Origin of the sequence: Pseudomonas sp. A-R-19, assembly GCF_019956575.1 — a bacterium.
In the GTDB taxonomy this organism is placed as follows: domain Bacteria; phylum Pseudomonadota; class Gammaproteobacteria; order Pseudomonadales; family Pseudomonadaceae; genus Aquipseudomonas.
The window spans coordinates 142732-168044 of the sequence record NZ_JAHBDR010000093.1 but is presented as its reverse complement, the minus strand read 5'-3'; the positions used below and the strand labels follow the sequence as shown (position 1 = coordinate 168044).

22 protein-coding genes and 1 pseudogene are annotated in these 25313 nt (G+C 60.6%); 3 read left to right on the top strand and 20 right to left on the bottom strand.

All coding sequences use genetic code 11. The features are described 5' to 3' along the window. Window positions 1-168: 168 nt before the first annotated feature. The 3 genes from tsaB to ppc all read right to left on the bottom strand — a co-directional run bounded on the left by tsaB (window position 169) and on the right by ppc (window position 4503). On the bottom strand, window positions 169-843 hold the full coding sequence (gene tsaB, locus KGA88_RS26465; protein WP_223595317.1) for a tRNA (adenosine(37)-N6)-threonylcarbamoyltransferase complex dimerization subunit type 1 TsaB: 675 nt from the start codon (window positions 841-843) through the stop codon (window positions 169-171). Window positions 844-936: 93 nt separating this feature from the next. Next, a complete protein-coding gene (gene adk / locus KGA88_RS26460) occupies window positions 937-1584 on the bottom strand; it encodes an adenylate kinase (RefSeq protein ID WP_223595314.1) in 648 nt (215 codons plus the stop codon). A gap of 288 nt (window positions 1585-1872) precedes the next feature. Then, window positions 1873-4503 carry a phosphoenolpyruvate carboxylase gene (gene ppc, locus KGA88_RS26455; RefSeq protein ID WP_223595312.1) on the bottom strand — a complete coding sequence of 877 codons (2631 nt, stop codon included), beginning with the start codon at window positions 4501-4503 and terminating at the stop codon, window positions 1873-1875. Window positions 4504-4692: 189 nt separating this feature from the next. Here ppc and KGA88_RS26450 point away from each other — a divergent pair, with 189 nt between their 5' ends. The 3 genes from KGA88_RS26450 (at window position 4693) to KGA88_RS26440 (ending at window position 6681) form a co-directional block, all read left to right on the top strand. Beyond that, complete coding sequence (locus tag KGA88_RS26450; protein ID WP_110659723.1) at window positions 4693-5037, top strand: pilin assembly protein; 345 nt, start codon at window positions 4693-4695, stop codon at window positions 5035-5037. Between the two features lie 387 nt (window positions 5038-5424). After that, window positions 5425-5838 carry a DUF4398 domain-containing protein gene (locus KGA88_RS26445; protein WP_110659724.1) on the top strand — a complete coding sequence of 138 codons (414 nt, stop codon included), beginning with the start codon at window positions 5425-5427 and terminating at the stop codon, window positions 5836-5838. Between the two features lie 45 nt (window positions 5839-5883). Further along, window positions 5884-6681: an OmpA family protein gene (locus tag KGA88_RS26440; RefSeq protein WP_110659725.1), complete on the top strand. Its 798-nt coding sequence runs from the start codon at window positions 5884-5886 to the stop codon at window positions 6679-6681. 138 nt (window positions 6682-6819) lie between these two features. On the opposite strand, the gene KGA88_RS26435 is transcribed toward KGA88_RS26440, so the two are convergent. The 17 genes and pseudogenes from KGA88_RS26435 to KGA88_RS26350 all read right to left on the bottom strand — a co-directional run bounded on the left by KGA88_RS26435 (window position 6820) and on the right by KGA88_RS26350 (window position 25236). After that, a complete protein-coding gene (locus KGA88_RS26435) occupies window positions 6820-7149 on the bottom strand; it encodes a hypothetical protein (protein WP_046041078.1) in 330 nt (109 codons plus the stop codon). Continuing rightward, entirely contained in the window at window positions 7146-8060 is a 915-nt protein-coding gene (locus tag KGA88_RS26430; protein WP_223595302.1) for an alpha/beta hydrolase, read from the bottom strand. Before KGA88_RS26430 ends, KGA88_RS26435 begins: the two co-directional genes overlap by 4 nt. Window positions 8061-8207: 147 nt before the next feature. Then, window positions 8208-9485 (bottom strand): flavohemoglobin expression-modulating QEGLA motif protein, encoded by a 1278-nt coding sequence (locus KGA88_RS26425; RefSeq protein ID WP_160389893.1) that lies wholly within the window; start codon window positions 9483-9485, stop codon window positions 8208-8210. 32 nt (window positions 9486-9517) lie between these two features. After that, window positions 9518-10072 carry a hypothetical protein gene (locus tag KGA88_RS26420; RefSeq protein WP_110663297.1) on the bottom strand — a complete coding sequence of 185 codons (555 nt, stop codon included), beginning with the start codon at window positions 10070-10072 and terminating at the stop codon, window positions 9518-9520. Window positions 10073-10285: 213 nt separating this feature from the next. Then, window positions 10286-11002 carry a TetR/AcrR family transcriptional regulator gene (locus KGA88_RS26415; protein WP_110662344.1) on the bottom strand — a complete coding sequence of 239 codons (717 nt, stop codon included), beginning with the start codon at window positions 11000-11002 and terminating at the stop codon, window positions 10286-10288. A 98-nt stretch (window positions 11003-11100) separates the two neighbouring features. Next, complete coding sequence (lysS, locus tag KGA88_RS26410) at window positions 11101-12603, bottom strand: lysine--tRNA ligase (RefSeq protein WP_223595297.1); 1503 nt, start codon at window positions 12601-12603, stop codon at window positions 11101-11103. 95 nt (window positions 12604-12698) lie between these two features. After that, window positions 12699-13794, bottom strand: a protein-coding gene (prfB, locus tag KGA88_RS26405) for a peptide chain release factor 2 (RefSeq protein ID WP_098465888.1) whose coding sequence is annotated in 2 segments (ribosomal slippage) — window positions 12699-13721 and window positions 13723-13794 — 1095 coding nt in all. Because the reading frame shifts where the segments join, the coding sequence is not laid out codon by codon here. 318 nt (window positions 13795-14112) lie between these two features. Continuing rightward, a pseudogene (locus tag KGA88_RS26400) lies at window positions 14113-14235 on the bottom strand (diguanylate cyclase domain-containing protein); the annotation flags it as partial. A gap of 42 nt (window positions 14236-14277) precedes the next feature. Continuing rightward, window positions 14278-14817 (bottom strand): GNAT family N-acetyltransferase, encoded by a 540-nt coding sequence (locus KGA88_RS26395; protein WP_223595295.1) that lies wholly within the window; start codon window positions 14815-14817, stop codon window positions 14278-14280. Window positions 14818-15746: 929 nt separating this feature from the next. After that, entirely contained in the window at window positions 15747-16748 is a 1002-nt protein-coding gene (locus KGA88_RS26385; RefSeq protein ID WP_223595293.1) for a PleD family two-component system response regulator, read from the bottom strand. A gap of 48 nt (window positions 16749-16796) precedes the next feature. Beyond that, on the bottom strand, window positions 16797-17807 hold the full coding sequence (locus KGA88_RS26380) for a chemotaxis response regulator protein-glutamate methylesterase (RefSeq protein WP_223595291.1): 1011 nt from the start codon (window positions 17805-17807) through the stop codon (window positions 16797-16799). Continuing rightward, the gene (locus KGA88_RS26375) at window positions 17804-20083 is read right to left on the bottom strand and encodes a hybrid sensor histidine kinase/response regulator (RefSeq protein WP_223595288.1); all 2280 of its coding nucleotides are present in this window, start codon (window positions 20081-20083) and stop codon (window positions 17804-17806) included. Before KGA88_RS26375 ends, KGA88_RS26380 begins: the two co-directional genes overlap by 4 nt. Beyond that, entirely contained in the window at window positions 20080-20760 is a 681-nt protein-coding gene (locus KGA88_RS26370; RefSeq protein ID WP_110658981.1) for a chemotaxis protein CheW, read from the bottom strand. The genes KGA88_RS26375 and KGA88_RS26370 overlap by 4 nt, the downstream gene beginning before the upstream one ends. Further along, entirely contained in the window at window positions 20757-22028 is a 1272-nt protein-coding gene (locus KGA88_RS26365; RefSeq protein ID WP_223595286.1) for a CheR family methyltransferase, read from the bottom strand. The genes KGA88_RS26370 and KGA88_RS26365 overlap by 4 nt, the downstream gene beginning before the upstream one ends. Further along, window positions 22025-22561, bottom strand: coding sequence for a chemotaxis protein CheW (locus tag KGA88_RS26360; protein ID WP_223595284.1), 537 nt, complete (start codon window positions 22559-22561; stop codon window positions 22025-22027). The genes KGA88_RS26365 and KGA88_RS26360 overlap by 4 nt, the downstream gene beginning before the upstream one ends. Further along, complete coding sequence (locus tag KGA88_RS26355) at window positions 22561-24183, bottom strand: methyl-accepting chemotaxis protein (RefSeq protein WP_223595282.1); 1623 nt, start codon at window positions 24181-24183, stop codon at window positions 22561-22563. Before KGA88_RS26355 ends, KGA88_RS26360 begins: the two co-directional genes overlap by 1 nt. Window positions 24184-24543: 360 nt before the next feature. Continuing rightward, entirely contained in the window at window positions 24544-25236 is a 693-nt protein-coding gene (locus KGA88_RS26350; RefSeq protein ID WP_223595281.1) for a tellurite resistance TerB family protein, read from the bottom strand. Between the last annotated feature and the right edge of the window lie 77 nt (window positions 25237-25313).

Here is a 25313-nt window from a genome sequence, read left to right as displayed (position 1 = left end):
AGGTGCATGCTCGGAATCAGTGATGGCAGTTTAGTGGCGCAATACCCACTTCGCAAACCGCCGAGTGATAACTAGAACACATAAAAGGCAAAAGGTTTAAAAGCTGGGGTTAGAAACTGATGATTGGCAGAATTAGAGCAGAACACTATCCCACAGGTACTGCGTGAATCAACGCGCTTTAGGCGTCGCCACTTTATCGCGCAGATAAACCGGCTGCGCCTCGTCGGCCACGATCGCCTCGCCGCGTTCCCAGGCAAATCGCGCCAGGGTCAGCAGGTCTTCTGCGTGGGGCAACATGCCCGCGTCCTGCCCGCTCAGGCTGACGGCGATGCGCTCGCCATAACCCCACCCGGTGCCCGCGCCAAACCATTCACCACTGGCATCGGCCGGCAATGCAGCCGACTCCGGCGGCAATACCGCTTCCGCACCCACCAGACGCATCTCCCCAGCCGTTTCGCGGTAGCACCCCCAATACACTTCGTCCATCCGCGCGTCGATGGCCGCGGCGACCTGAGTGGCACCGTGTTCGCGCAGCGCACGTTGCGCCAGCACGGCCAGGTTCGATACCGGCAGCACCGGGCGCTCCAGGGCAAACGCCAGGCCTTGCACCACGCCGATGGCAATGCGCACGCCGGTGAAGGCCCCCGGGCCACGGCCGAACGCAATGGCATCGACCGCTTGCAGTGTGGTGCCAGCATCGGCCAGCAGTTGCTTGATCATCGGCAACAGCTTCTGCGCGTGCAGGCGCGGGATCACCTCGTAATGACTCGTGACCTTGCCGTCATGCAGCAAGGCAACGGAGCAAGCTTCAGTCGCGGTGTCCAGGGCCAGCAAGGTGCTCATTGATGTTTCCGTAAAAGAGGTCAGAAAAAGTGCGTCAGTATAAACAACAACGGCCCGCAAGCGGGCCGTGGATGATGCAGCGAATCAGGTTTTTCAGCTCAGGGCTGCAAGCACCTTGGCGGTGATCGCTTCAACCGAACCGACGCCTTCGATATGGCTGTACTTCGGCTTGCCGTTGGCAGCCGACAGCTTCTGGTAGAAATCCACCAGCGGCTTGGTCTGGGAATGGTAGACCGACAGGCGATGACGCACGGTTTCTTCGGTGTCGTCCTTGCGCTGTACCAGATCTTCACCGGTGACATCGTCTACGCCAGCAACTTTCGGCGGGTTGTAGACGATGTGGTACACGCGGCCGCTGGCCTCGTGAACACGGCGACCGGCGATACGCTGGACGATTTCTTCGTCTTCGACGGCGATTTCAACCACTGCATCGAGCTCGACGCCGGCAGTCACCAGGGCTTCAGCCTGGGGAATGGTGCGCGGGAAGCCGTCGAACAGGAAACCGTTGGCGCAGTCGGACTGGGCGATACGGTCCTTGACCAGTGCGATGATCAGGTCATCGGACACCAGGCCGCCGGCATCCATGATGCTCTTGGCCTTGATGCCCAGCTCGGTGCCGGCCTTGACCGCTGCACGCAGCATGTCACCGGTGGAGATTTGCGGAATGCCGAATTTTTCGGTGATGAACTTAGCCTGAGTACCTTTACCGGCCCCGGGAGCTCCCAGCAGAATGACGCGCATCGATGTGCTCCTCAATTTTTTATATAGATAACGTCAGATTCGCCTCGTGGGGCCAATCTCAAAAATAGGGTCGTGACCGCCCAAACGGCCAAAGGCTGATCAAGATACACAGCAGGCTGCGCCCACACAAGACGCCGAAAGTCGGAGAAACCGCTGCCTCTTGCGACCTTTGCGCACAGTTTCCCAAGTCGCAACCCCATCATTAACTGTCGCCTGGCTGCACTTTTATGCTCGCCATCGGCTGGCATCCGGCCGTAGAGCCGGACGCCCAATGCCACGGTAAAAACCTTAGCCGGTGTTACGCAAACCGGCGGCAATCCCCGCCACAGACACCAGCAAGGCCTGTTCTACCGGGCTGCCCTGCGCCACGTCCTGTACTCTTGAACGGGCCAGCAACTCGGCCTGCAATAGATGAAGAGGGTCGAGGTAAGTGTTGCGCAAGCGGATGAACTCAAGGGTCGCTGGGCTATGTGCCAGCAGCTGCGACTGCCCGGTCAGGCCGAGAACGATGGTGCACGCCTGCGACAATAGGTCGCGTAAGTGCGCACCCAATGGCAGCAGATTCGGCTCTACCAGACGCTCATCGTAGGACCGCGCAATGTCGGCATCGGCCTTGGCCAGGACCATTTCCAGCATGTCGATGCGGGTGCGGAAGAATGGCCACTGCTCACGCATCTGCCCCAGCAGCTCCCCTTCGCCACGCTCCAGCGCCTTGCTCAAGGCCGCCTCCCAACCCAGCCAGGCGGGCAACATCAGGCGCGTTTGGGTCCAGCCGAAGATCCACGGAATCGCCCGCAGGCTTTCGATTCCTCCGGCCCGACGCTTGGCCGGACGACTGCCCAGCGGCAAGCGCCCGAGCTCCTGCTCCGGCGTCGACTGACGGAAATACTCCACGAATTGGGGGTTCTCCCGCACCACGGCGCGGTAGGCGCTGACACCGTCCGCGGCCAGTTCGTCCATCAAATGGCGCCACTCAGGCGTGGGTGGTGGTGGCGGCAGCAAGGTCGCCTCAAGCACGGCGGCCAGGTACAGGTTGAGGTTTTGCTCGGCAATGTCCGGCAGGCCGAATTTGAAGCGAATCATTTCGCCCTGTTCGGTGGTACGGAAACGCCCCGCCACCGAACCCGGTGGCTGCGACAGGATCGCCGCGTGGGCCGGACCGCCGCCACGTCCCACGGTGCCACCGCGACCGTGGAACAACAGCAGCTCCACTTGTTGTTCACGGCAGATGTCCACCAGTCGCTCCTGCGCCCGGTACTGCGCCCAGGCCGCCGCAGTGGTGCCGGCGTCCTTGGCCGAGTCGGAGTAGCCGATCATCACTTCCTGCGGCCCTTGCAGGCGCGCGCGATAACCCGGCAACAGCAACAGTTTCTCGATCACCGGACCCGCGTTGTCGAGGTCGGCCAGGGTTTCGAACAGCGGCACCACGCGCATCGGTCGCAATACACCGGACTCTTTGAGCAGCAATTGCACGGCGAGTACATCGGAAGCCGCGCCGGCCATGGAAATCACGTAGGAACCGAGGGATGCCCCCGGTGCAGCGGCGATTTCCCGACAGGTCGCCAGCACTTCGGCGGTGTCGGCGGATGGCTTGAAGTACGCCGGCAACAAGGGACGACGATTGCTCAATTCACGCATCAGGAAGGCGATGCGCTCTTCTTCACTCCAGTCCTCGTAGCGACCGAGGCCAAGGTAGTCGGTGATTTCGGTCATCGCCGCGGTGTGCCGCGACGAATCCTGGCGCACATCCAGACGCACCAGGAACAGGCCGAAGGTCACCGCACGGCGCAGGCAATCGAGCAACGGCCCGTCGGCAATCACACCCATGCCGCACTCGTGCAACGAGTGGTAGCAAAGCTCCAGCGGATCGAGCAGTTCGCGATTGTTTTGCAGTACATCGCTCGGTGCCGGGATCGACGTCGACAAGGCGGCGTGTGCCCAGTTGCGTGTCGCCCGCAGGCGTTCGCGCAGCTGTTTGAGCACGGCCCGGTAAGGCTCGGCACTGTCGCCAGCCTTGGCCTTCAGTTCATCGCTGGCTTGCTGCATCGACAGCTCAGCCGCCAGGTGATCGACATCGCGCAGGTACAAATCAGCCGCCATCCAGCGCGCCAACAGCAGCACTTCACGGGTAACCGCCGCCGTCACGTTCGGGTTGCCGTCGCGGTCACCGCCCATCCACGAGGCAAAGCGAATCGGCGCCGCCTCCAGTGGCAGGCGCAGGCCGGTGGCGTCGTGCAGGGCCTGGTCGGCCTTGCGCAGGTAATTGGGAATGGCCTGCCACAGCGAATGCTCGATCACCGCGAAACCCCACTTGGCTTCATCCACCGGTGTCGGACGCGTGCGGCGGATTTCTTCGGTGTGCCAGGCCTCAGCGATCAGGCGCTGCAAGGTGGTCTTGATCTGCTCGCGCTCGGCGCTGGTCAGGTCGCGGTGATCCAGGGCCGCCAGTTGCGCGGCGATGGCGTCGTACTTCTGGATCAGTGTGCGGCGTGCCACTTCGGTCGGGTGCGCGGTCAATACCAACTCGATCTCCAGCCGGCCCAGTTGCCGGGCCAGCGCCTCGGCGCCATGCCCCTCGGCGCGCAGGCGCGCGAGCAACTCCGGCAGCACCCTGGCCTCGAACGGCGCCTCCTGGGATTCCTCGCGACGGTGAATCAACTGGTATTGCTCGGCGATGTTGGCCAGGTTGAGAAACTGGTTGAACGCCCGCGCCACCGGCAGCAATTCGTCTTCGGACAACTGATTGAGGCTGGCGCTGAGTTCGGCGTCCATGGAACCGCGCCGGTCAGCCTTGGCGCCCTTGCGGATCTGCTCGATCTTGTCGAGGAAATCGTCGCCATATTGTTCACGAATGGTATTGCCCAACAGCTCACCCAGCAGGTGAACGTCCTCGCGCAAGCGTGCATCAATATCAGTCATCAGCAGGTCTCCAGCAAAAAATCCGGGCGGCTACGAATCTAGAGAGTGCCGCCCCAGACCGGTTCTTACAAGCAAGACGACGAAGGGCCTGTAAACCTTGCCTGTAGAAGCTAGTCTGAAGAGAAGCCGCACAATGGCTGTCGTCACACTCACCCTGCCTGCCACGAGCGGGAGCGCAATGAGGTCAATATGAAAATCCGCGAGCTTGCCCACCACTGGGAAGAAAACGCCAAGGGTCGCCTGACCGATACCGGCTACTCGATTCATTTGGATATGGAGTCCGCCGCACGGCTGGCCGCGATCGTCGAGATGTACCCCAAACGACATCCCGAAGAACTGCTCGGCGATCTGATCGGCGCCGCGCTGGAAGAGCTGGAAAGAAGCTTCCCGTACGTCAAGGGCTCGACCGTGGTTGCCACTGACGAAGAAGGTGATCCGCTGTACGAAGACATCGGGCCGACCCCGCGTTTCCTGGCGCTGTCCCGTCGGCATCTGCACGATTTGTCGATGCCTGAGGACAAACAGAAACACTGAATTTGCATTGAACCCTGTGGGAGCGGGCTTGCTCCGGGCGGCGATCCGACGAAAGCGGTCTGGCATTCGACATCTACGTTGACTGATACACCGCTTTCGCGAGCAAGCCCGCTCCCACATTGGCCCGTATTTCAGCTTGAAAAATTGCGTTTCTCCGGGCCTGCAAGAGGTCCGGCATAGTGCTTTGCGTGACGCAAAACCCCGCCTTAGAGGCCTGCCCATTCGAACCCGTTTTTTTCGATAGCCGGCTAATTTCTCTGAACTTTCAAAAAAAGCCTCGGGTCAACCCAAGTAACCACGCCTGGGACGAGCGTTTCAAAATGCCCCGCAATTGATGGCTTCAGCGCCCAGCCCAGGATGGATTCAACGCTTTCAGGAGTTAGCCCAATGGAGTTGAAGACCATGAAAACCCGAACCGGCACATCCTCGTTCACTCATGCGCGCGGCCTCCAACTGGCGGCGCTGGCCCTCGGTACCAGCCTGATCCTGTCCGGTTGTGCCGGCAACCCGCCAACCGAGCAATACGCGGTGACCCAATCGGCCGTCAACGACGCCGTGAGTGCCGGCGGCACCGAATTCGCCGCCGTGGAAATGAAGTCGGCCCAGGACAAGCTCAAGCAAGCCGAAATCGCCATGCACGACAAACAATATGACCAGGCCCGGACGCTCGCCGAACAGGCCGAGTGGGACGCTCGCGTGGCCGAGCGCAAGGCCCAGGCGATGAAGACCGAACAATCCGTGAAGGACGCGCAGAAAGGCGTTCAGGAATTGCGTCAGGAAAGCCAGCGCACCCTTCAGTAATCGGCGCGGCGCCACGCATTCCCACTCGACTAAAAGGACGAAATCATGAAACCCAATCAACTGATGATCCCTGCCCTGCTGGCTGTCACCGTAGCCCTGGCGGCCTGTTCCACACCACCCAACGCCAACCTCGAACAGGCCCGCACCAACTACACGGGGCTGCAGGCCGACCCGCAAGCGGCCAAGGTCGCCGCCCTGGAAACCAAGGAAGCCAGCGATTATCTGGACAAGGCCGATCAGGCCTATCGGGACAAGGAGGACGCGGCCAAGGTCGACCAGCTTGCCTATCTGACCAACCAGCGGGTTGAAGTGGCCAAGCAGACCATTGCCCTGCGCACCGCCGAAGCCAATCTGAAAAACACCTCGGCACAACGGGCCGAGGCCCGCCTGGAAGGCCGGGATCAGCAGATCAAACAACTCAAGGACAGTCTCAACGCCAGGCAGACCGATCGCGGGACACTGGTGACCTTTGGCGATGTGCTGTTCGCCACGGACAAGGCCGAGCTGAAATCCAACGGCCTGATGAACATCAACAAACTGGCGCAGTACCTCCAGGAAAACCCCGACCGCAAAGTGATTGTCGAAGGTTATACCGACAGCACCGGTACGGCGTCGCACAACCAGTCGCTGTCGGAACGTCGCGCGGACTCCGTGCGGGCTGCGCTGGTGAAGATGGGCGTCGATCCGGCGCGGATCGTGGCGCAGGGGTACGGCAAGGAGTATCCGGTGGCGGATAACGCCAGCACCTCGGGCCGGGCGATGAATCGTCGGGTGGAGGTGACCATTTCCAATGACAATCAACCGGTAGTGCCGCGTTCGGCGATTAGCGCCAACACGCAATAATCGGCCGCATCACTCCCCCTGTGGGAGCGGGCTTGCTCGCGAATGCGGTGGAACATTCAGCATCAATGTTGACTGACACTCCGCTTTCGCGAGCAAGCCCGCTCCCACATTGGATTTGTGTTGTTGGTCAGGACCGGTTTATTGCTCCAGCTTCTGCGGCGTTTCCTGCCCCATGCAGCGCACGGCTTTCTTCTTGCTGTCGACCAGCACACCGGTCAGGCCCTTCTGTTCCATGTCGAACAGCACCAGCACGCCATCGATGCACTGCGCCACTTGCGCGGCCGGTTCCAGAGAGACTTTGTAGTCTTCGCCCGGAACGGTCTTGAGCATGGTGAATTCGTTGAGCAGCAACGCATCTTCAGGCTTGGCGAAGTGCAGGTAGCCGTACCACCACAGGGCCCCCACGGTGCCGAGGATGCTGCAGATACCGGTGATGATCAGCGGGATGGCGTTACGTTCTTCACTCATTGCGGACTCTCTGGTGGTTCATCTTCAGAATTCGGCGGTGCCGGGTAATTGGGGATTTCACCCAGGCGGCGCAGGCCGTTGAAATGCTGCGGGTCATCGAGGTAACGCAGCATGACTGTGCGCCAGACCGGGTCGGCGAACGTCTGCACATGACCGCCACGGGTCAGTTGCAGCACCCGCGGCGGCGGCGCAGCTTGATACAGTCGGATGCCGTTGGAAAGAGGCACGATCGGATCGTCGATGCTGTGGTAGAGCAGTTTCGGCACGTCTTTAAGCTGCGCCATGGCGTTGATCGCGCTGTCGCCATCCGGCACCAGCCATGACAACGGCACCTGGAACGTCCAAAACACCCATGAATGGCTCAACGCAAATTGACCGACGCTGCGGTAACTGGCGGGTACGCCATCGAGGACGATGGCCTTGAGTTGCTTCTGCCGTTGCGGGTGCTGGACCAGGTAATGCACGGCCATCGAGCCACCGAGGCTCTGGCCGAGCAGGATCAGCGGCTTGCCTTGAACCTCTGGCGCCTTGTCCAGCCAGGCGAACGCCGCATCGATGTCCTGATAGATTGCCGGCAGGCTTGGTTCGCCTTCGGACAGGCCATAACCGCGATAATCAACAAGCAACACCTGGTAACCATTTTCCGGCAGCCAAAAGCTGCCGCCGAGGTGCATGGGCAGGTTTCCACCATTGCCGTGCAGGTGCAGCACTGTGCCTTTGACCTCCACTCCCTGCTTCGCCGGCAGCCACCATGCGTTCAGTTTGAGGCCATCGGCGGTGTTCAGGGTGACGGTGCGGTATTCGAGCCCGGCCTTTTCCGGGGTGAACAACTGGCCGGGTTCGGGGTAGAACAGCAGTGAGCTGCAACCGTTCAAGACCAGGAGAAGGCAGACGATGCCGAGGATTCTCATCCGTTGAAACCTCGCAGTGAAGATTGGAATACATACCCCTGTGGGAGCGGGCTTGCTCGCGAATGCGGTTTAACATTCAACATCTCAGTTGGCTGACACACCGCTTTCGCGAGCAAGCCCGCTCCCACATTTGGATTTCACCAGCCCTTACAGGATGTTGGAGTAATCCGCCTCGATCCGGTCCAGGCTCAGGTGGTTGAGGAAGTTGGAGAAGCACATCCACGCCGACAGCGCGTTCATGTCGCGGAACTGTTCCGGCAGGTACTTGGGCGGCACCACCAGGCCTTCGTCCACCAACTGGCGCAAGGTGCGCATGTCTTCCAGGGTGGTCTTGCCGCAGAACAACAGCGGTATCTGCTCCAGCTTGCCTTTACGCACGGCCAGTTGAATGTAGTTGTAAATCATGATGAAGCCCTTGAGGTAGGACAAGTCTTTGGTAAATGGCAGACCTGTCGGCACCGAGCCGCGGAACACGCGACTGGCGTTGCTGTAGCTCTCGGGCATCTCGAAACCCTGCTCGCGGAAGAACTCGAACACCTGCAGGAAGTCCGCGCCCTCCTCCACCATGTGAATGGCGCGAGTGCGGTTGGTGAGCTTGCGCAGGCGGCTCGGGTAGGAGGCGAAGGTGATGATTTCCATCAGGATCGCCAGGCCTTCCTGGGTCACCGTCGACGAGGGCGGCCCTTTGGCCAGGAAGGTGCAGATCGGCTGGTTCAGGCCGTTGAGGGTGGTGCCGACGTGTACCAGCCCTTCATGGACTTCCAGGGCGCGCACATCGCGGTTGTTGAACATCGCGTCGGAGCGGATCTTGATGTAGTCGGCGCCGGCCGCCGCGTCGGCGACGATGCCATCGGACTCGAACACCCGAATGGTTTCCTCGGCTTCGCCAAACACCTTGTTCAAGCGATGCTGCAACATGTCGACCGCATCCTTGGCCGTCAGTGTCTTCGGTTCGTCCTTGAGGTCGCCACGGCCATCGATGTTGTTCAGGTATTCGGACAGCATCATGCCCAGGTCGGAAAGGGTCGGGTCGCCAGCGTGGAACGCATCGGAGGCGGCGCCGTACAGCTCCTGGGAAATCAGGCCGAAATCCTCGGTGCCACGGGCTTCGAGCATGCGGATCACCATGCGGTATTCCTTGCACATGCGCCGCATGATCTGGCCGACCGGGTTGAACTGGCCGAGCTGGCGGGTGATGTCGCGCTCGATGTTCTGGAACTCCAGCTTCACCTTGCTGGAATCGAACGCCAGCGGCCGGTTGAGGTAGTAGTCGCGGTCCACCGCCGGCATTTCCTTGCCCTTGGCCTTGAGGAAACCCTTGCGAATATTGTCGTCCCATTTGACCGCATCGAGTACGCGGATCGGCGTCTGCGCCAGCACGATGCGATCGGACAAAATGCGTATCGACTGTTGGTAATCGTCCACGCGAAACTCCTGTAGAAACCTGTTGATGCCGGTTATTTGGCCTTGGCCTGACGCTGATAGCGCACCGCTTCGACGAACACATCGGAATTGGCCGGGTCGTCGAGGTAGGCGGCGACTTGGTCCATGTTGCTGTCGATCATTACGCCATCGCCGTCGCCGGTCTGGAAGCTTTCACCGCTCAGGGCTTTCTGCTTGATGGCCTGGTTGATCTGATCGAGATCGAGGTTGTAGACCACCAACTCATGTTTGTCGGTCAGCTCAAAACCGCCCAGGGTGAAATGCCCACCGAACTGCGCCGGCACCTTCGCCGACAGATACCAGCGGTTGCCATGGCGTGACACCGTGAAGGGATAGGCCTCCCGCTCCCTGGGCCTGGCCCGGTAATAGCTGACGGCCTGATAGCGGTTGTCACCGATGTGCCTCAGTTCGAGGTTGAGCGCCTCGCCCCAGGCATTGGTGCTGGTCCATTTGCCGAGCAATCCTTTAGGCGCGGGTTCGCTTGTGGGCAGCGGCTCCTTGAAGGTTACCAGACAGCCACTGAGCAGCAGGAACGACAAGGCGATCACAACGACACGCCAGGCTTTCATTCAACACTCCCTATGAACACGCTTCGCCCTCAGATGCACAGCGCCTTCTGTGGCGAGGGGGCTTGCCCCCGTTCGGCTGCGAAGCAGTCGTAAAACCAGCGCATCCGGACTGACTGTCTCACCGAGGTCACTGGTTTTGGGGCGGCTTCGCCACCCAACGGGGGCAAGCCCCCTCGCCACAGGCCAGTTCCCACAGGTCATGCACCAACCGGGCTACACCGACGCCAGCACCAGGTGCATGTAGCGCTTGAGGATGCCGAGCATTTCCTCTTCGGCGGCCGGTTCGTCTACGTTGAGCAGCCCCTGATATTCCATCCGCCCGATAATCGCCGTCAACACCTTGGCATCCTGATGCGGCTCGCGCGAGCCCAGCACCTGGAACAGCTGGCAAGAGCCCTGCAGCAGGATTTGCTGATGCGAGCGCACCAGTTCGGCCAGGCGCGGGTTGAGCAAAGCCTCCTGGCGGAACGCCTGCTCGGCCATCAAATGCTCGCGGCGATTGACCAGTTGCCGGTGAACGTAATCGGTCATCAGCCGTGCAATATCGTCCGCCAGTGTCGAGCGCGCCTGCGGGCTGCCATCGCCGCTGGCGATCATGTCGCGCAACAGACCTTCGTTGTTCACCCACAACTTGCCCATGTACGCGGCACTGCGCTCCACGTATTGGGCAAAGGTATCGGTGAGCAGGTCATCGATATCCTTGAAATAGTAAGTGGTCGCCGACAAAGGCACTTGCGCCTCGGCGGCCACCGCGCGATGCCGTACCGCGCGCACGCCATCGCGCACGACAATGCGCATGGCGGCGTCGAGAATGTCCTGTCGACGCTGCTCACTGCCCTGTCGGCTGGCCTTGCGGCCCTGGTACTGAACACTTTCAGCGACCGCAGTGGCGATACCCGCTGCACCTTCTTGAGCTATTGCACGAATCACGACAGGTATTTCCTCTCAGATGAAAGTAACAAGTTGATACGTTTGTACCAGACAGGCAATAAAAAGCCGCCTCAAAGGCGGCTTTTTATTTGAAACACTTACGCTTGCGGCCGCATGTGCGGGAACAGGATCACGTCGCGGATCGACGGGGAGTTGGTCAGCAGCATCACCAGACGGTCGATGCCGATGCCTTCACCCGCCGTTGGCGGCATGCCGTACTCCAGCGCACGCACGAAGTCGGCGTCGTAGTGCATGGCTTCGTCGTCGCCAGCGTCCTTGTCGGCCACCTGGGCCATGAAGCGCTCGGCCTGGTCTTCCGCGTCGTTCAACTCGGAGTAGGCGTTGGCGATTTCACGACCACCGATGAACAGCTCGAAGCGGTCGGTGACGTTCGGGTTGTCGTCGTTGCGACGGGCCAGCGGCGACACTTCGAACGGGTACTGGGTAATGAAGTGCGGCTGCTCCAGCTTGTGCTCGACCAGCTCTTCGAAAATCATCACCTGCAGTTTGCCCAGGCCTTCGAAGCCCAGCACCTTGGCCCCGGCCTTCTTCGCGATGGCGCGGGCCTTGTCGATGTCGTTCAGGTCGTCAGCGGTCAGCTCGGGGTTGTACTTGAGGATCGAGTCGAACACCGACAGACGCACGAACGGCTCGCCGAAGTGGAACACCTTGTCGCCGTATGGCACGTCGGTGCTGCCCAGAACCAGCTGAGCCAGTTCGCGGAACAGCTCTTCGGTCAGGTCCATGTTGTCTTCGTAGTCGGCGTAGGCTTGGTAGAACTCCAACATGGTGAATTCAGGGTTGTGACGAGTCGAAACGCCCTCGTTACGGAAGTTGCGGTTGATCTCGAACACTTTCTCGAAGCCGCCGACAACAAGCCGCTTGAGGTACAACTCCGGCGCAATGCGCAAGAACATGCCCATGTCCAGGGCGTTGTGGTGAGTCTCGAACGGCTTGGCTGCCGCGCCGCCAGGAATGGTCTGCAGCATCGGCGTTTCCACTTCCAGGAAGTCACGCTGCATCAGGAAGCTGCGGATGTGCGCGATGACTTGCGAACGCACGCGGAAAGTCTGGCGCACGTCTTCGTTGACGATCAGGTCAACGTAGCGCTGGCGATAGCGCTGCTCGGTGTCGGTCAGGCCGTGGTGCTTGTCCGGCAGCGGGCGCAGGGATTTGGTCAGCAGGCGCACGTTGGTCATTTCAACGTACAGGTCGCCCTTGCCGGAACGGGCCAGGGTGCCTTCGGCGGCAATGATGTCGCCCATGTCCCAGGTTTTCACCGCGGCCAGGGTTTCTTCGGACAGGGTCTTGCGGTTGACGTAGACCTGAATGCGACCGGTCATGTCCTGGATCACCATGAACGAGCCACGGTTGAGCATGATGCGACCGGCAACCTTGACCGGGATTGCAGCTTCTGCGAGCTCTTCCTTGGTCTTGTCCGCGTACCGTTTCTGCAGTTGCTCGCAGTAGTTTTCGCGGCGGAAGTCATTCGGGAAGGCATTGCCCTTGGCGCGCTCGGCAGCAAGCTTTTCCTTGCGCAGGGCGATCAGGGAGTTTTCTTCCTGTTGCAGGGCTTGCGGGTCGAGTTCTTGGTCGCTCATGTCTTTAAATATTCCATCTGGTTCGTTGTCCCCGGCCTTCGGCCGGGGATCGCCGGCAAGCCGGCTCCTACAGGGGGGCGCGGTGTGTCAGTGTATTACAGCCCCGATTTCAGGCTCGCTTCCAGGTATTCGTCGATGTCGCCATCGAGCACCTTGTCACAGTCGCTGCGTTCGATGTTGGTGCGCAGATCCTTGATCCGCGAGGCATCGAGCACGTACGAACGGATCTGGTGACCCCAGCCGATATCGGACTTGGTGTCTTCCAGCGCCTGGGACGCCGCGTTGCGCTTCTGCATTTCCTGCTCGTACAACTTGGCCCGCAGCATTTTCATGGCGGTGTCCTTGTTGGCGTGCTGGGAACGTTCGTTCTGGCAGCTGACCACGGTGTTGGTCGGTACGTGGGTGATACGTACGGCCGAGTCGGTGGTGTTTACGTGCTGACCACCGGCACCGGAAGAACGATAGGTGTCGATCCGCAGGTCTGCCGGGTTGATCTCGATCTCCACCTTGTCATCGATCTCGGGGGAAACGAACACCGCGGAGAAAGAGGTGTGGCGACGGTTGCCGGAGTCGAACGGGCTCTTGCGCACCAGGCGGTGCACGCCGATCTCGGTGCGCAACCAGCCAAAGGCGTATTCGCCCTTGATGTGCACGGTCGCGCCCTTGATCCCGGCGACTTCACCGGCGGACAGTTCCATGATGGTCGCGTCGAAGCCGCGTTTGTCGGCCCAGCGCAGGTACATGCGCAGCAAGATGTTGGCCCAGTCCTGGGCTTCGGTGCCGCCGGAACCGGCCTGGATGTCCAGGTAGGCGTTGTTCGGGTCCATTTCGTGGCTGAACATGCGGCGGAATTCAAGCTTGGCGAGGTTTTCCTCGAGACGGGCCAGCTCGGCGACGACATCGCCCACTGCGCCTTCGTCGTTCTCTTCAACGGCCATGTCCAACAGGTCACGGCAATCGGCCAGACCGGTGTTCAGTTCGTCGAGGGTATCGACGATCTGCGCCAGCGCAGCGCGCTCGCGGCCCAGCTCCTGGGCGTATTCAGGTTTGTTCCAGACACTCGGATCTTCAAGCTCGCGATTGACTTCGGTCAGACGCTCATGCTTTTGATCGTAGTCAAAGATACCCCCGAATAGTTTCGGAGCGCTCGGACAGGTCCTTGATGGTGTTCAGGATCGGGTTGATTTCCATGACGGGCAGCACTCGTTGGCGAACTTTTGAAAGCCGGCGAGTATACCGTAATCAAGCGATCCCGGCAGCCCGCATGGCGGGTTTACCGGCGAATGGTTTCAGTCAGCGGCCACCTGCCAACTGCAAATCAAGCAGTCACCACCCACCTGTGGCGAGGGGGCTTGCCCCCGTTCGACTGCGAAGCAGTCGTAAAACCAGTCAATGCGGTATGTCTGGCAGACATAGGCGGCAGTTTCGGGGCCGCTTCGCGACCCAACGGGGCGGTGCGGCGATCCGACAAGCCCCCTCGCCACAGGTTCATCACCATCAAGTCGAGCGTTACCCAACCCCCACCTGATTGCGCCCATTTTTCTTCGCCGAATACAGCCCCTTGTCCGCCGCCAGGATCAGGTCGCGGCAATTGCTGCCCGCTTTCGGGGGGATGGTCGACAGACCGATGCAGTCGGATGTATCGGTTCCATACTCTCATCCTTTCAACGATTCCTAATCTGAAATTAAGCTTGTTAAAATATGATCCCGCCACATGCCATTCAACTTCAAATACTTCCTGGCGTACCCTTCACGCTCAAACCCTAGTGACTTCAACAATTTGACACTTCGTTGATTTGACGGTTCATAGTTTGCCATCACCCTATTCATATTTAACTCATCCAACACATAGCTAATTGTTTGTGACAGTGCCTCTCTCATTAACCCTTTTCCTTGGTACTCTCTATCGATGCTATAACCTAAATAGCAAGCTCGAAAAGGACCTTTTACTATTTGATCATAACTTATTATACCTACTACCTTTCCGCTATCGACAAGAGCGAACCGCAACTCGTTACCAGCGGCGCGTGATAATTGGTAGCGTGACAATTGTTCCTGCCAGAACGCTTGTGTATAAAATTCAGAAGGACGTTTCGGCATAGAAGCTTCTAGATGCTTCTGATTTCTAGAAAAATATTCCGCAACAGACTGTGAATTGGATTCTGAAAAATCTACGACTGCGACATGACCTACATTAAAGTTAAGCTCTCGCATACTATCTCCTTATTATTCAAGACTAGGGTGCCCTAGCCCTGCACTTCACCCAAGAGTTAAATCACTCTTGCCACTCCTTATTTGACATAGGAGCTGAAACTGCTAGCACCAGCTATCTGAACACATGCCATCAACTTGCAATGACGGGATTAGTTGTAACCCCCACGACACAATTGATCAATATTTTTCCGTGTAGGACCGGGACTATATGCAAGAGAGACGATTCTTAAACTGTAGAGATTGCTATCAACAAGCTACAAACAAAACGCTTACCCCAAACGTATTTCTATAGCTCCTGGACTCAGGACAATTTGTCGATTCATCGAACTTTCCTAAAATTCATATTGTGTACCGATTGCGTTTATTCGTGCCGCGCTTTTCACCTAAACGTAAAGCCGCATTGCTCAGGATTTTGCTTCTACGCGTAACCGGTCGAAGGCCATGACTTCCCGGCGGAAGAGATCAGCGAAATTCTTTGTCAAAGTGGAGCAAGCGGCTTGGTTCTGAATGAAGTGCAGTGTTCGAAAAAAATCCGGCAAAATGAAAATCGGGAGCAGTCCCGCAAAGCTAAAAATAGCGTTCAGGAACTTGAGTGCGAATTGCGTCGCAAAGACAAACCGCGTGGTTGGTGCGGCAGGAATAGCTCAACGACTATTGGGGGACCAACAAAGAGGACCAGTGACGTCTTTATGAACCGGAAGTTACTCGGGACATGCGCGTGAGGAGATCCGCAACGAAGTCGTCGTCCTGCACGACTTCGCTCTTGTACTTACCATCCCGCTGCGAGACAGTTGCGATTGAAGAACGTCATTGGGCGGCGAACGCAGGCGCAGACTCCGTAAAACATACGAATAGCTGACAGGTTTATTTTTACTCCATCAAAAATAAGCTTGTCAGCTATTTCTAATCAACCATCGGTGCGCACGCCCCTACTCAACCCCCACCTGATTACGCCCATTATTCTTCGCCGAATACAGCCCCTTGTCCGCCGCCGAGATCAGCTCCCGGCAATTGCTGCCGGCTGTCGGGGTGATGGTCGAGAGGCCGATGCTGATGGTCAGGCTCGACCCTCCGCTCGGCGAATTGTGCGGGATCTTCAGGGCTGCCACGGTCTGGCGCAGCTTTTCGGCCACCAGCCGCGCACCGCCCGGCGAGGTGTTGGGCAGCACCAGGGCGAATTCTTCGCCGCCGTAGCGGGCCGGCAGGTCCGAAGGTCGGGCACTGGCGTCCTTGATCGCCGAGGCGACCTTGCGCAGGGCTTCATCGCCTTCCAGGTGGCCAAAACTGTCGTTGTAGGCCTTGAAGTAGTCGACGTCGATCATCAGCAACGACAACTGGCTTTGCTCACGCAGCGAACGGCGCCACTCCAGTTCCATGTATTCGTCGAAGTGCCGACGGTTAGACAACCCCGTCAGGCCATCGGAGTTCATCAGGCGTTGCAGCACCAGGTTGGTGTCGAGCAGTTGCTGCTGGCTGACCCGCAACGCGCGGTAGGCCGCGTCCCGTTGCAGCAGGGTCATGTAGGAGCGCGAGTGATAGCGGATGCGCGCGACCAGTTCGATGTTGTCCGGCAGCTTGACCAGGTAATCGTTCGCCCCGGCCGCGAAGGCCGCGCTCTTGATCAGCGGATCTTCCTTGGTCGACAGGACGATGATCGGAATGTCCTTGGTCGCCGGGTGATTGCGGTATTCGCGCACCAGGCTCAGGCCGTCGAGGCCGGGCATGACCAGATCCTGCAGGATCACCGTTGGCTTGATGCGCACCGCATGGGCGATGGCCTGGTGCGGGTCGGCGCAGAAGTGGAAATCGATATTATCTTCATTCGCCAGGCCGCGGCGCACGGCTTCGCCGATCATGGCCTGATCGTCTACCAGCAATACCATGGCGGCGTTTTCGTCGGTCTTGAAGTCGTCGAGCTGTAATTCATTCATGTGCGGTCACCTGAGTACTGCCTGGGCCAGGAATGCGGGAAAAGCTGCTCATTTGGCGAAAATCTCCAGCAATCGTGGCGCTATCTTGTCCAGCGGGCGAATCTCCACGGCAGCGTCGATGGCCGCGGCCGCCTTTGGCATGCCATACACCGCACTGCTGCCCTGGTCTTGTGCGATGGTCAGGTAGCCCTGTTGGCGCATGAGTTTAAGCCCCTGGGCGCCATCACGCCCCATGCCGGTGAGCAAAACCCCCACGGCGTCACCATTCCAGTAGCTGGCCACACTCTCGAAGAACACATCGATGGAGGGCCGGTAGATCTCGTTGACCGGTTCGGCGGTGTAGGCCAGCGTGCCGTTTTTCAGCAAGCGAATATGGTGATTGGTGCCGGCCAGCAATACCTTGCCGCTTTGCGGCGGCTCGCCTTGCTGGGCCAGCCGCACGTCGAGGCCGCTGGCACTGCCGAGCCATTCAGCCATGCCGGCGGCAAACACCTGGTCAACATGTTGCACCAGTACGATGGCTGGCGAGAAATCACGCGGCAACCCCTTGAGCAAGACTTCCAGCGCCGCCGGCCCACCGGCGGATGAGCCAATGGCGATCAGGCTCTGGCGTGAGCCCGAATTGCGCAACGGTGCCGGCGCCGGGCGCGGACGGTTGCCCTTGTCGCCGATCAGCCAACCGATGTTCATGATCTTGCGCAACAACGGCGCAGCCGCTTCCTGGGCATTGCCGGCGCCGAGGGCCGGGGTGTCGACCACGTCCAGCGCACCATGGCCCATGGCCTCGAACACCCGGTGCACGTTCTGCTGGCGATCCACGGTGACGATGACAATGGCGCACGGGGTCTCGGCCATGATCCGTCGCGTGGCCTCGACGCCATCCATCACCGGCATGATCAGGTCCATCAGAATCAGGTCCGGCGTGTCTTGCGCGCACTGGCGCACCGCCTCGGCGCCATTGCCGGCGACCCAGACCACCTCGTGTGTCGGCTCGAATGCCAGGGCGCGGCGCAGGGCCTCCACCGCCATGGGCATGTCGTTGACGATAGCAATCCTCATGCCCGCGCTCCTCCGATGAGCTCGACCACTGCATCGAGCAAGGCGTCGTCATGAAAACTGGCCTTGGCTAGATAATAGTCGGCTCCGGCATCCAGTCCACGACGCCGGTCCTCTTCACGATCCTTATAAGACACCACCATCACCGGCAACGATTGCAGGCGAGTGTCGCGACGCAGCAACGTGACCAGTTCGATGCCATCCATGCGCGGCATATCAATGTCGGTGATCAACAGATCGAAATCCTCCGAACGCAGCGCGTTCCAGCCGTCCATGCCGTCTACCGCAACCGCCACGTCGTAACCGCGATTGAGCAACAGCTTGCGCTCCAACTCTCGCACGGTCAGGGAATCGTCCACCACCAGAATTCGCTTGCGGGCCGCCTCGACCACCTGATTGCTGTGACGGGCAATGCGCTCCAGTCGACCGGTGTTGAGCAGTTTTTCCACCGAACGCAGCATGTCTTCGACATCAACGATCAGCACCACCGAGCCGTCGTCGAGCAGGGCCCCGGCGGAAATGTCCTGCACCTTGCCCAGACGCTCATCCAGCGGCAGCACCACCAGCGTCCGCTCACCGACAAACCGTTCCACCGCCACGCCGTAGATCGCATCGCGCTCGCGAATCACCACGACTTTCAGGGTTTGCCCGCTGTTCTGGCTGGCCGGACGTTGCAGCAGTTGGCTGGCCGCGACCAGGCCGACATGCCGGCCTTCGTGCCAGAAGTGCTGGCGGCCTTCGACCTGCACGATATCCTCCGGCTCCAGATCACACATGCGCTCGATGTGCGCCAGCGGGAAGGCATAGGCTTCGTCGCCGACTTCCACGACCAGACTGCGCACCACCGACAGGGTCAGCGGCACTTCGAGGTGGAAACGACTGCCCTCGCCCGCCGTCTGTTCCAGCACCACTGCGCCGCGCAACTGCCGGACCATGTGCTGCACCGCATCCAGGCCGACACCGCGACCGGACACCTCGGTGACCGTGTCGCGCAGACTGAAGCCAGGCAGGAACAGGAACGTCAGCAGCTCTTCTTCGCTCAACTGCGCGGCGGTTTGCGCGGGCGACAAACTCCGCTCGACGATACTGCGACGGACCTTTTCCAGATCCACGCCATTACCGTCATCGCTCAATTCAAGCACCAGCAAACCGGCTTGATGAGAGGCGCGCAAGCGAATCAAACCTTCAGCTGGCTTGCCCGCCAGCAGGCGCTGTTCCGGGGTTTCGATGCCGTGGTCGACTGCGTTGCGCAACAGGTGAGTCAGCGGCGCTTCGAGCTTTTCCAGGACGTCGCGATCGACCTGAGTCTTCTCGCCTTCGATTTCCAGCCGCACCTGTTTGCCCAGGTCGCGCCCCAGATCCCGGACCATGCGCACCTGCCCGGTCAGCACATCGGCAAACGGCCGCATGCGACAAGCCAGCGCCGTGTCGTACAACACCTGCGCCCGCTGGCTGGCATGCCAGGCGAACTCATCGAGTTCGGCGTTCTTTTCCATGAGCAGTTGCTGGGATTGCGCCAGCAAGCGCCGCGCATCCTCGAGAACTTCCTGGGCTTCCAGGCTCAAGGCGTGATCCTTGAGGTGAACGTTGAGACTCTCCAGGGCTCGCAGGCTGTTGCTCTGCATGCGCTTGAGGCGCTGCATGGTCGCCAGGTGCGGTTTGAGCCGCTGGGTTTCCACCAGGGATTTGCTCGACAGATCGAGCAAGCTGTTCAGGCGCTCGGCGGTGACACGCAGCACGCGCTCGCCATTTTCGGTGGTGCGTTTGGTCTTGCGTGGGACTGCGGTCGGTGTGGGCTCGACGACAGGTACCGGTGCCTCGACCTTGGACGCAGGTGCTTCAAGTTGAAGTTCGGCCATCACCGGTGCGGCAGGCGCAATCAGCGGGGCCGCCGGGTCCAGCAAGCGCGCCATCAACGCCTCGTAGGCCTCGATGTCCGCGGCCTCCGGGTTGTTGCCCGGCGTGGCGATGCGCATCAGCAAATCGGTACCTTGCAGCAGCGCATCGATGTGTCCGGGGCGCAACAACAAGCGCCCTTCCTGGGCACTGACCAGGCAATCTTCCATCACATGGGCAACGTTGACCCCGGCATCGACGCCGACGATCCGCGCCGCGCCTTTGAGCGAATGCGCCGCACGCATGCACGATTCGAGTTGATCGGCCAGTGTCGGGTCGCGCTCAAGCGCCAGCAGGCCGGCGCTCAACACCTGGGTCTGGGCTTCGGCCTCCAGGCTGAACAGCTCCAGCAAAGAGGCGTCGCGCATTTGCTCGGGGGTCATGTAAGGCTCCGGGTCACGGCGGACAGCAGCTGTTCTTCATCCAGCCAACGCAGGCTGCGACCTTTGAATTGCAACACGCCACGGGTGTATTTGGCGCTGGCCTGGGCACCCGAACGCGATGCGGCATCGAGGATGCGCTCGTCGATGGCGTGAATCCCGTCGACTTCGTCCACCGGCACCACCACCGGCCCGCCGTGGGCCGCGATGATCAGCATGCGTGGCATGACCCGCGTGCCGGACACCGCGCTGACGATGTCGTCGAGCCCCAGCAACTCCACCAGCGACAGGCAGGCAACCAGCGCGCCGCGCACATTCGCCACGCCGAGCAAGGCCCGGGAGCGCTGGTGCGGCAAGGAGTGAATCGCTTGCAGTGGCGCCACCTCGACCAGACTGCGGGTCGCGAGAGCCAGCCATTCTTCACCCAGGCGGAACATCAGCAGCGAACGGGTTTTCACCTCGTTCTCGACCGCGACGGACGCTGGCCCGCGATCTTCCTGCTGCAACGCATAGCGATCGAGCAAGCGTGTGGCGGCCGCCGAATACACCGCACAATTGCGGCAGTGAATATGCTCGGCCAGCAGCGGGCAGGACTTGTCGCCGTGGATACCGATGCGGTTCCAGCAGTCGTCGATGGCCTGGGCATCCCGGGTGACGCTAAAGGTGTCGGAGGCGATCATCGTTTACGCTCACTGTCGGCGGCGCGCCCGCTACGGGCGGCACGCTCCTGCAATCGTCTGGCCCCCGTCGCGTCACCCTGGGCCTGCAGCAATGCGGCCAGGTGCATCAACGCTTCGGAATGTTGCGGTTCGAGGTACAGCACCTTGCGATAAAAGCCCTGGGCTTCCAGGACGTTGCCGGCGACATCGCTGAGCAGTCCCAGCCAATAGAACACCTGGGCTACCGGTTCATGACTGCGCAAATAGCTTTCACACGCGGCCCTTGCCTCGGCGCTTTTACCTTCGTTGGCCAGCGTGGCGATGTTCGCCAGCAGCACGGCCGTATCGGCGCCGGACGTTGGCGCTACAGAAGCCAGCGGCACGACACTGGCGAATGGGCGCCTGCGCACGGGTGCAGGCGGCGGATTGCGCAACGGTTGCGGCACAGGCAAGGGGGCTGGAACGAACACCGGCAAGGGTTCAGGGTCCGCAGTCCCTTGTCGACTGAACGCGAAGGACTGCGCGATACCGATCGAGCGCATCCCCAGGCGTCCCAGCAGACTGCCTTCGGCCGGACCGATAAACAGCACGCCGTCATCGTGGGTCAGGCGCTTGAGCACGTCGAAGACTTGCTTCTGGGTCGGCTGGTCGAAATAGATCAGCAGGTTGCGACAAAACACGAAGTCGAACGGCGGTTCACCGGCCAGCAAGGCCGGATCCAGCAGATTGCCGACCTGCAAGCGCACCTGCTCCTGCACACGCGGGTCCAGGCGATAGCCGTCACCCTCGGCCGTAAAATGACGGTCGCGATACGCAATGTCGTCGCCCCGGAAGGAGTTCTTGCCGTAGAAGGCGCGCCTGGCTTTTTCCACCGACAGCGGGCTGACGTCCATGCCGTCGACCTTGAACTGGTGCGGCTTGAGCCCGGCATCGAGCAACGCCATGGCGATCGAGTAAGGCTCTTCACCGGTGGAACACGGCAGGCTGAGAATCCGCAGTGCGCGCAGGTTGTTGATCTCGGCCAGGCGTTTGCTCGCCAGTTTCGCCAGGGTGGCGAAGGACTCCGGATAGCGGAAGAACCAGGTCTCCGGAACGATCACCGCTTCGATCAATGCCTGTTGCTCGTCCCGGGAACCCTGCAAGGTGCGCCAATAGTCATCGGCCGAGGATGCTTGTGCAGCGATGCTGCGCTGGCGCACTGCGCGCTCGATGATCGCCGGCCCCACGGAAGCCACGTCGAGGCCGATACGTTCCTTGAGGAAGTCGAAAAAACGCTGATCGCTGTTCATGAGCGTTCCTCCAGCAGCACCGGATCCAGTGGCGGCGAGGGGAATAACAAGGCGCGAACCTGGTCGTCCAGCAGATCGCTGACCCGTACCCATTGCAGCAAGCCCTGCTCATCCTTGCGCACCGGCCCGAGGTAAGGCGCCTGCCGATTGTCCAGGCCGTAGGGCTGAAAATCCGCCGGGGCGCAGCGCAAGGTATCGGTCGCCTGTTCCAGAATCAGCCCGAGCAGCTGTGTCTCGGCAGTTTCATCCGGGCGATAGTTGACCAGCACCAGTCGCGTGCTGGTACGGGCCTGTGCCGGCGTCCCAAAGGTCAGTGCGCTCAAATCGATCACCGGCACCACGGTGCCGCGATAGGCGAACACCCCGGCGACCCAGGCGGGGGCATGGGCAATGGGCTTCAAGGGCAGGCGCGGCAGCACTTCCGCCACTTCGATAGCCTTCAAGGCATAGCGCTCGTTGCCGATGCGAAACACCAGGAACAATGCATGCAGCGCCTGCTTCACGGCAGAGCGTTTGGCCGTGATTTCACTCATCAGACTTTGAATCGCGAAACGCCGCTGCGCAGCCCGATGGCCACCTGGCTCAGCTCATCGATGGCGAAACTGGCCTGACGCAGGGACTCGACCGTCTGGCTGCTGGCATCGCCCAACTGCACCAGCGCGTGGTTGATCTGCTCGGCACCGGTGGCCTGGGCCTGCATGCCTTCGTTGACCATCAGCACCCGCGGCGCCAGCGCCTGGACCTGATGGATGATCTGCGACAACTGCTCGCCGACCTGCTGCACCTCGGACATGCCGCGACGCACTTCTTCGGAGAACTTGTCCATGCCCATGACCCCGGCTGACACCGCCGACTGGATCTCGCGCACCATTTGCTCGATGTCGTAGGTGGCCACAGCCGTCTGGTCCGCCAGGCGCCGAACTTCGGTGGCGACCACGGCAAAACCGCGTCCGTACTCGCCGGCCTTTTCGGCCTCGATGGCGGCGTTGAGCGACAACAGGTTGGTCTGGTCGGCGACCTTGACGATGGTCACCACCACCTGATTGATGTTGCCGGCCTTCTCGTTGAGGATCGCCAGCTTGGCATTGACCAGATCGGCCGCGCCCATCACCGAGTGCATGGTTTCTTCCATGCGCGCCAGGCCCTGTTGCCCGGAGCCGGCGGCCACGGATGCCTGGTCGGCGGCGGTGGAGACTTCGGTCATGGTGCGCACCAGATCCCGGGAAGTGGCGGCGATCTCACGGGAGGTCGCGCCGATCTCCGTGGTGGTGGCGGCGGTTTCGGTGGCGGTGGCTTGTTGCTGCTTGGACGTCGCGGCGATCTCGGTCACCGACGTGGTCACCTGCACCGACGAACGCTGGGCCTGGGACACCAGCGAGGTCAGCTCGGTCATCATGTCGTTGAAGCCGGTTTCCACGGCGCCGAATTCGTCCTTGCGCTCCAGGTTCAGGCGATTGCTGAGGTCACCGGTGCGCATGATTTCCAGAATCTTCACGATGCGGTTCATTGGCGCCATGATGGCGCGCATCAGCAACAGGCCGCAGAGGCCGGCGGCCAGCACCGCCACCAGCAGGGAAATGCCCATGCTGATCTTGGCCGCGATGACCGCGTCGTCGATGGCGGCGATGTCACGATCGGCCACTGCTTTATTTTCGCGGATGATGTCGTTGAGTTTCATCCGGCCGGCGGTCCAGACCGGGGTCAGTTGCTCGGTGAACAACTTGATCGCTTCAGCTTCCTGGTTCCGGCTGTGCAGCTCGAGCACAGCAGCCAGAACCTTGTTGAATTCCTCGTGCTTTTGTACGAAAACGGCGTATTCGACCTTGTCCTCATCCGTCGTGACGGTGTTGCGATAGTTGCTCATCTCCTCCAGCAGGCGCGCCTCGAAAGCCTTGAACTCCGCGGCGTCTTCGCTGCTGATGCCCTGCCCTTCTTTCAAACCAAGCATTTCCTGCGTCTGCAGGAAAGCGTCGCTCCAGGCGCTGCGAATCATCGAGCTGTAGTAAAGCCCCGGCAATGCGTCATCCCGAACGCTGTCTTCGCTCTCTTCAATCTTCAGCAATCTCGAATAGGAGAGGACCACCATCAGCAACATGATGGCGATAATTACCGCAAAGCTCGCCAAAATGCGTTGGCGCAACGTCCAGTTCTTCACAGTCAATCCTCGGGCCTGATTCGAAATGCGGGGAGTATAGCCGAGGGCGGTGTTTCATTTATAAGACGGATGCACGCCGCCGCTCATCCCGCGGGCAAGCCGGTGGGCTCTGGATGGGGACTGTCCGTTAATTGAGGGGATGAGTGCCAGCGGTGATTGGGTAGAAACGGGCGACGGATCGGCCATTAAGGATGCGGTGTGGCTGAATACGCCTTCGAGAGCAAGCCCGCTCCCACATTTGATCGGTGTCGTAGGCAATTCTTGAGCCTGGCAAGGAACACTGTGGGAGCGGGCTTGCTCGCGAAGACGTCGTGCCAGACAACCATTTATTGACTGAAGGGCAAGCCCGCTCCTACAGGTCTACAGCGAAGCCTGGCGAACCTGCTTCTCAAGCTCGGCTTTCAACCCCGGCTCCAGCTTCAACTGCCGCGCCAGTTCGTCGAGGTAGGCCTTCTCCATGAAGTTTTCCTCGTCCACCATCATCACGCTGGCGATGTACATCTCGGCGGCGATTTCCGGTGAGCGGGCAGCGCGGGCGACATCGCTCGGGTCCAGCGGTTTGTTGAGCTCGGCGTGCAGCCAGTGCTGCAGTTCCTGGTCGCTGTCGAGCCGGGTGAATTCGCCCTCGATCAAGGCGCGCTCACGCTCATCGACATGACCGTCAGCCTTGGCCGCCGCCACCAGCGCCTTGAGAATCGCCTGACTGTGCAACTCGACTTGCGCGGGCGGTACGCGGTCCAGGGTTTGCGGCTCTGTACCGGCCGCAACGCCCTGCTGTGACTGCCAGTTGCCATAGGCTTTATAGGCCAGCACGCCCAACGCGGCGAGGCCGCCGTAGACAGCGACCTTGCCCCCCACCTTACGGGCCTTTTTGCTGCCGAGCAGCAAGCCCATGGCGCCGGCCGCCAATGCCCCGCCACTCGCGCCGGAGAGCAGACCACCGAGGGCACCGGTGCTGCCGCTCGCGCCTTTGTGCGAAGAGCTGCCAGTCTTGTTCTGCAACAGGACCTGACCGGATTTGAGCAGTTGATCGAGCAATCCACGGGTGTTCATTTTTCGCCTCCACAGGACGTTTAACCTGAAATAAGGCCACCAGCCTAGTTGGAAAGTGCCCACGCCCCGTGCGCGAG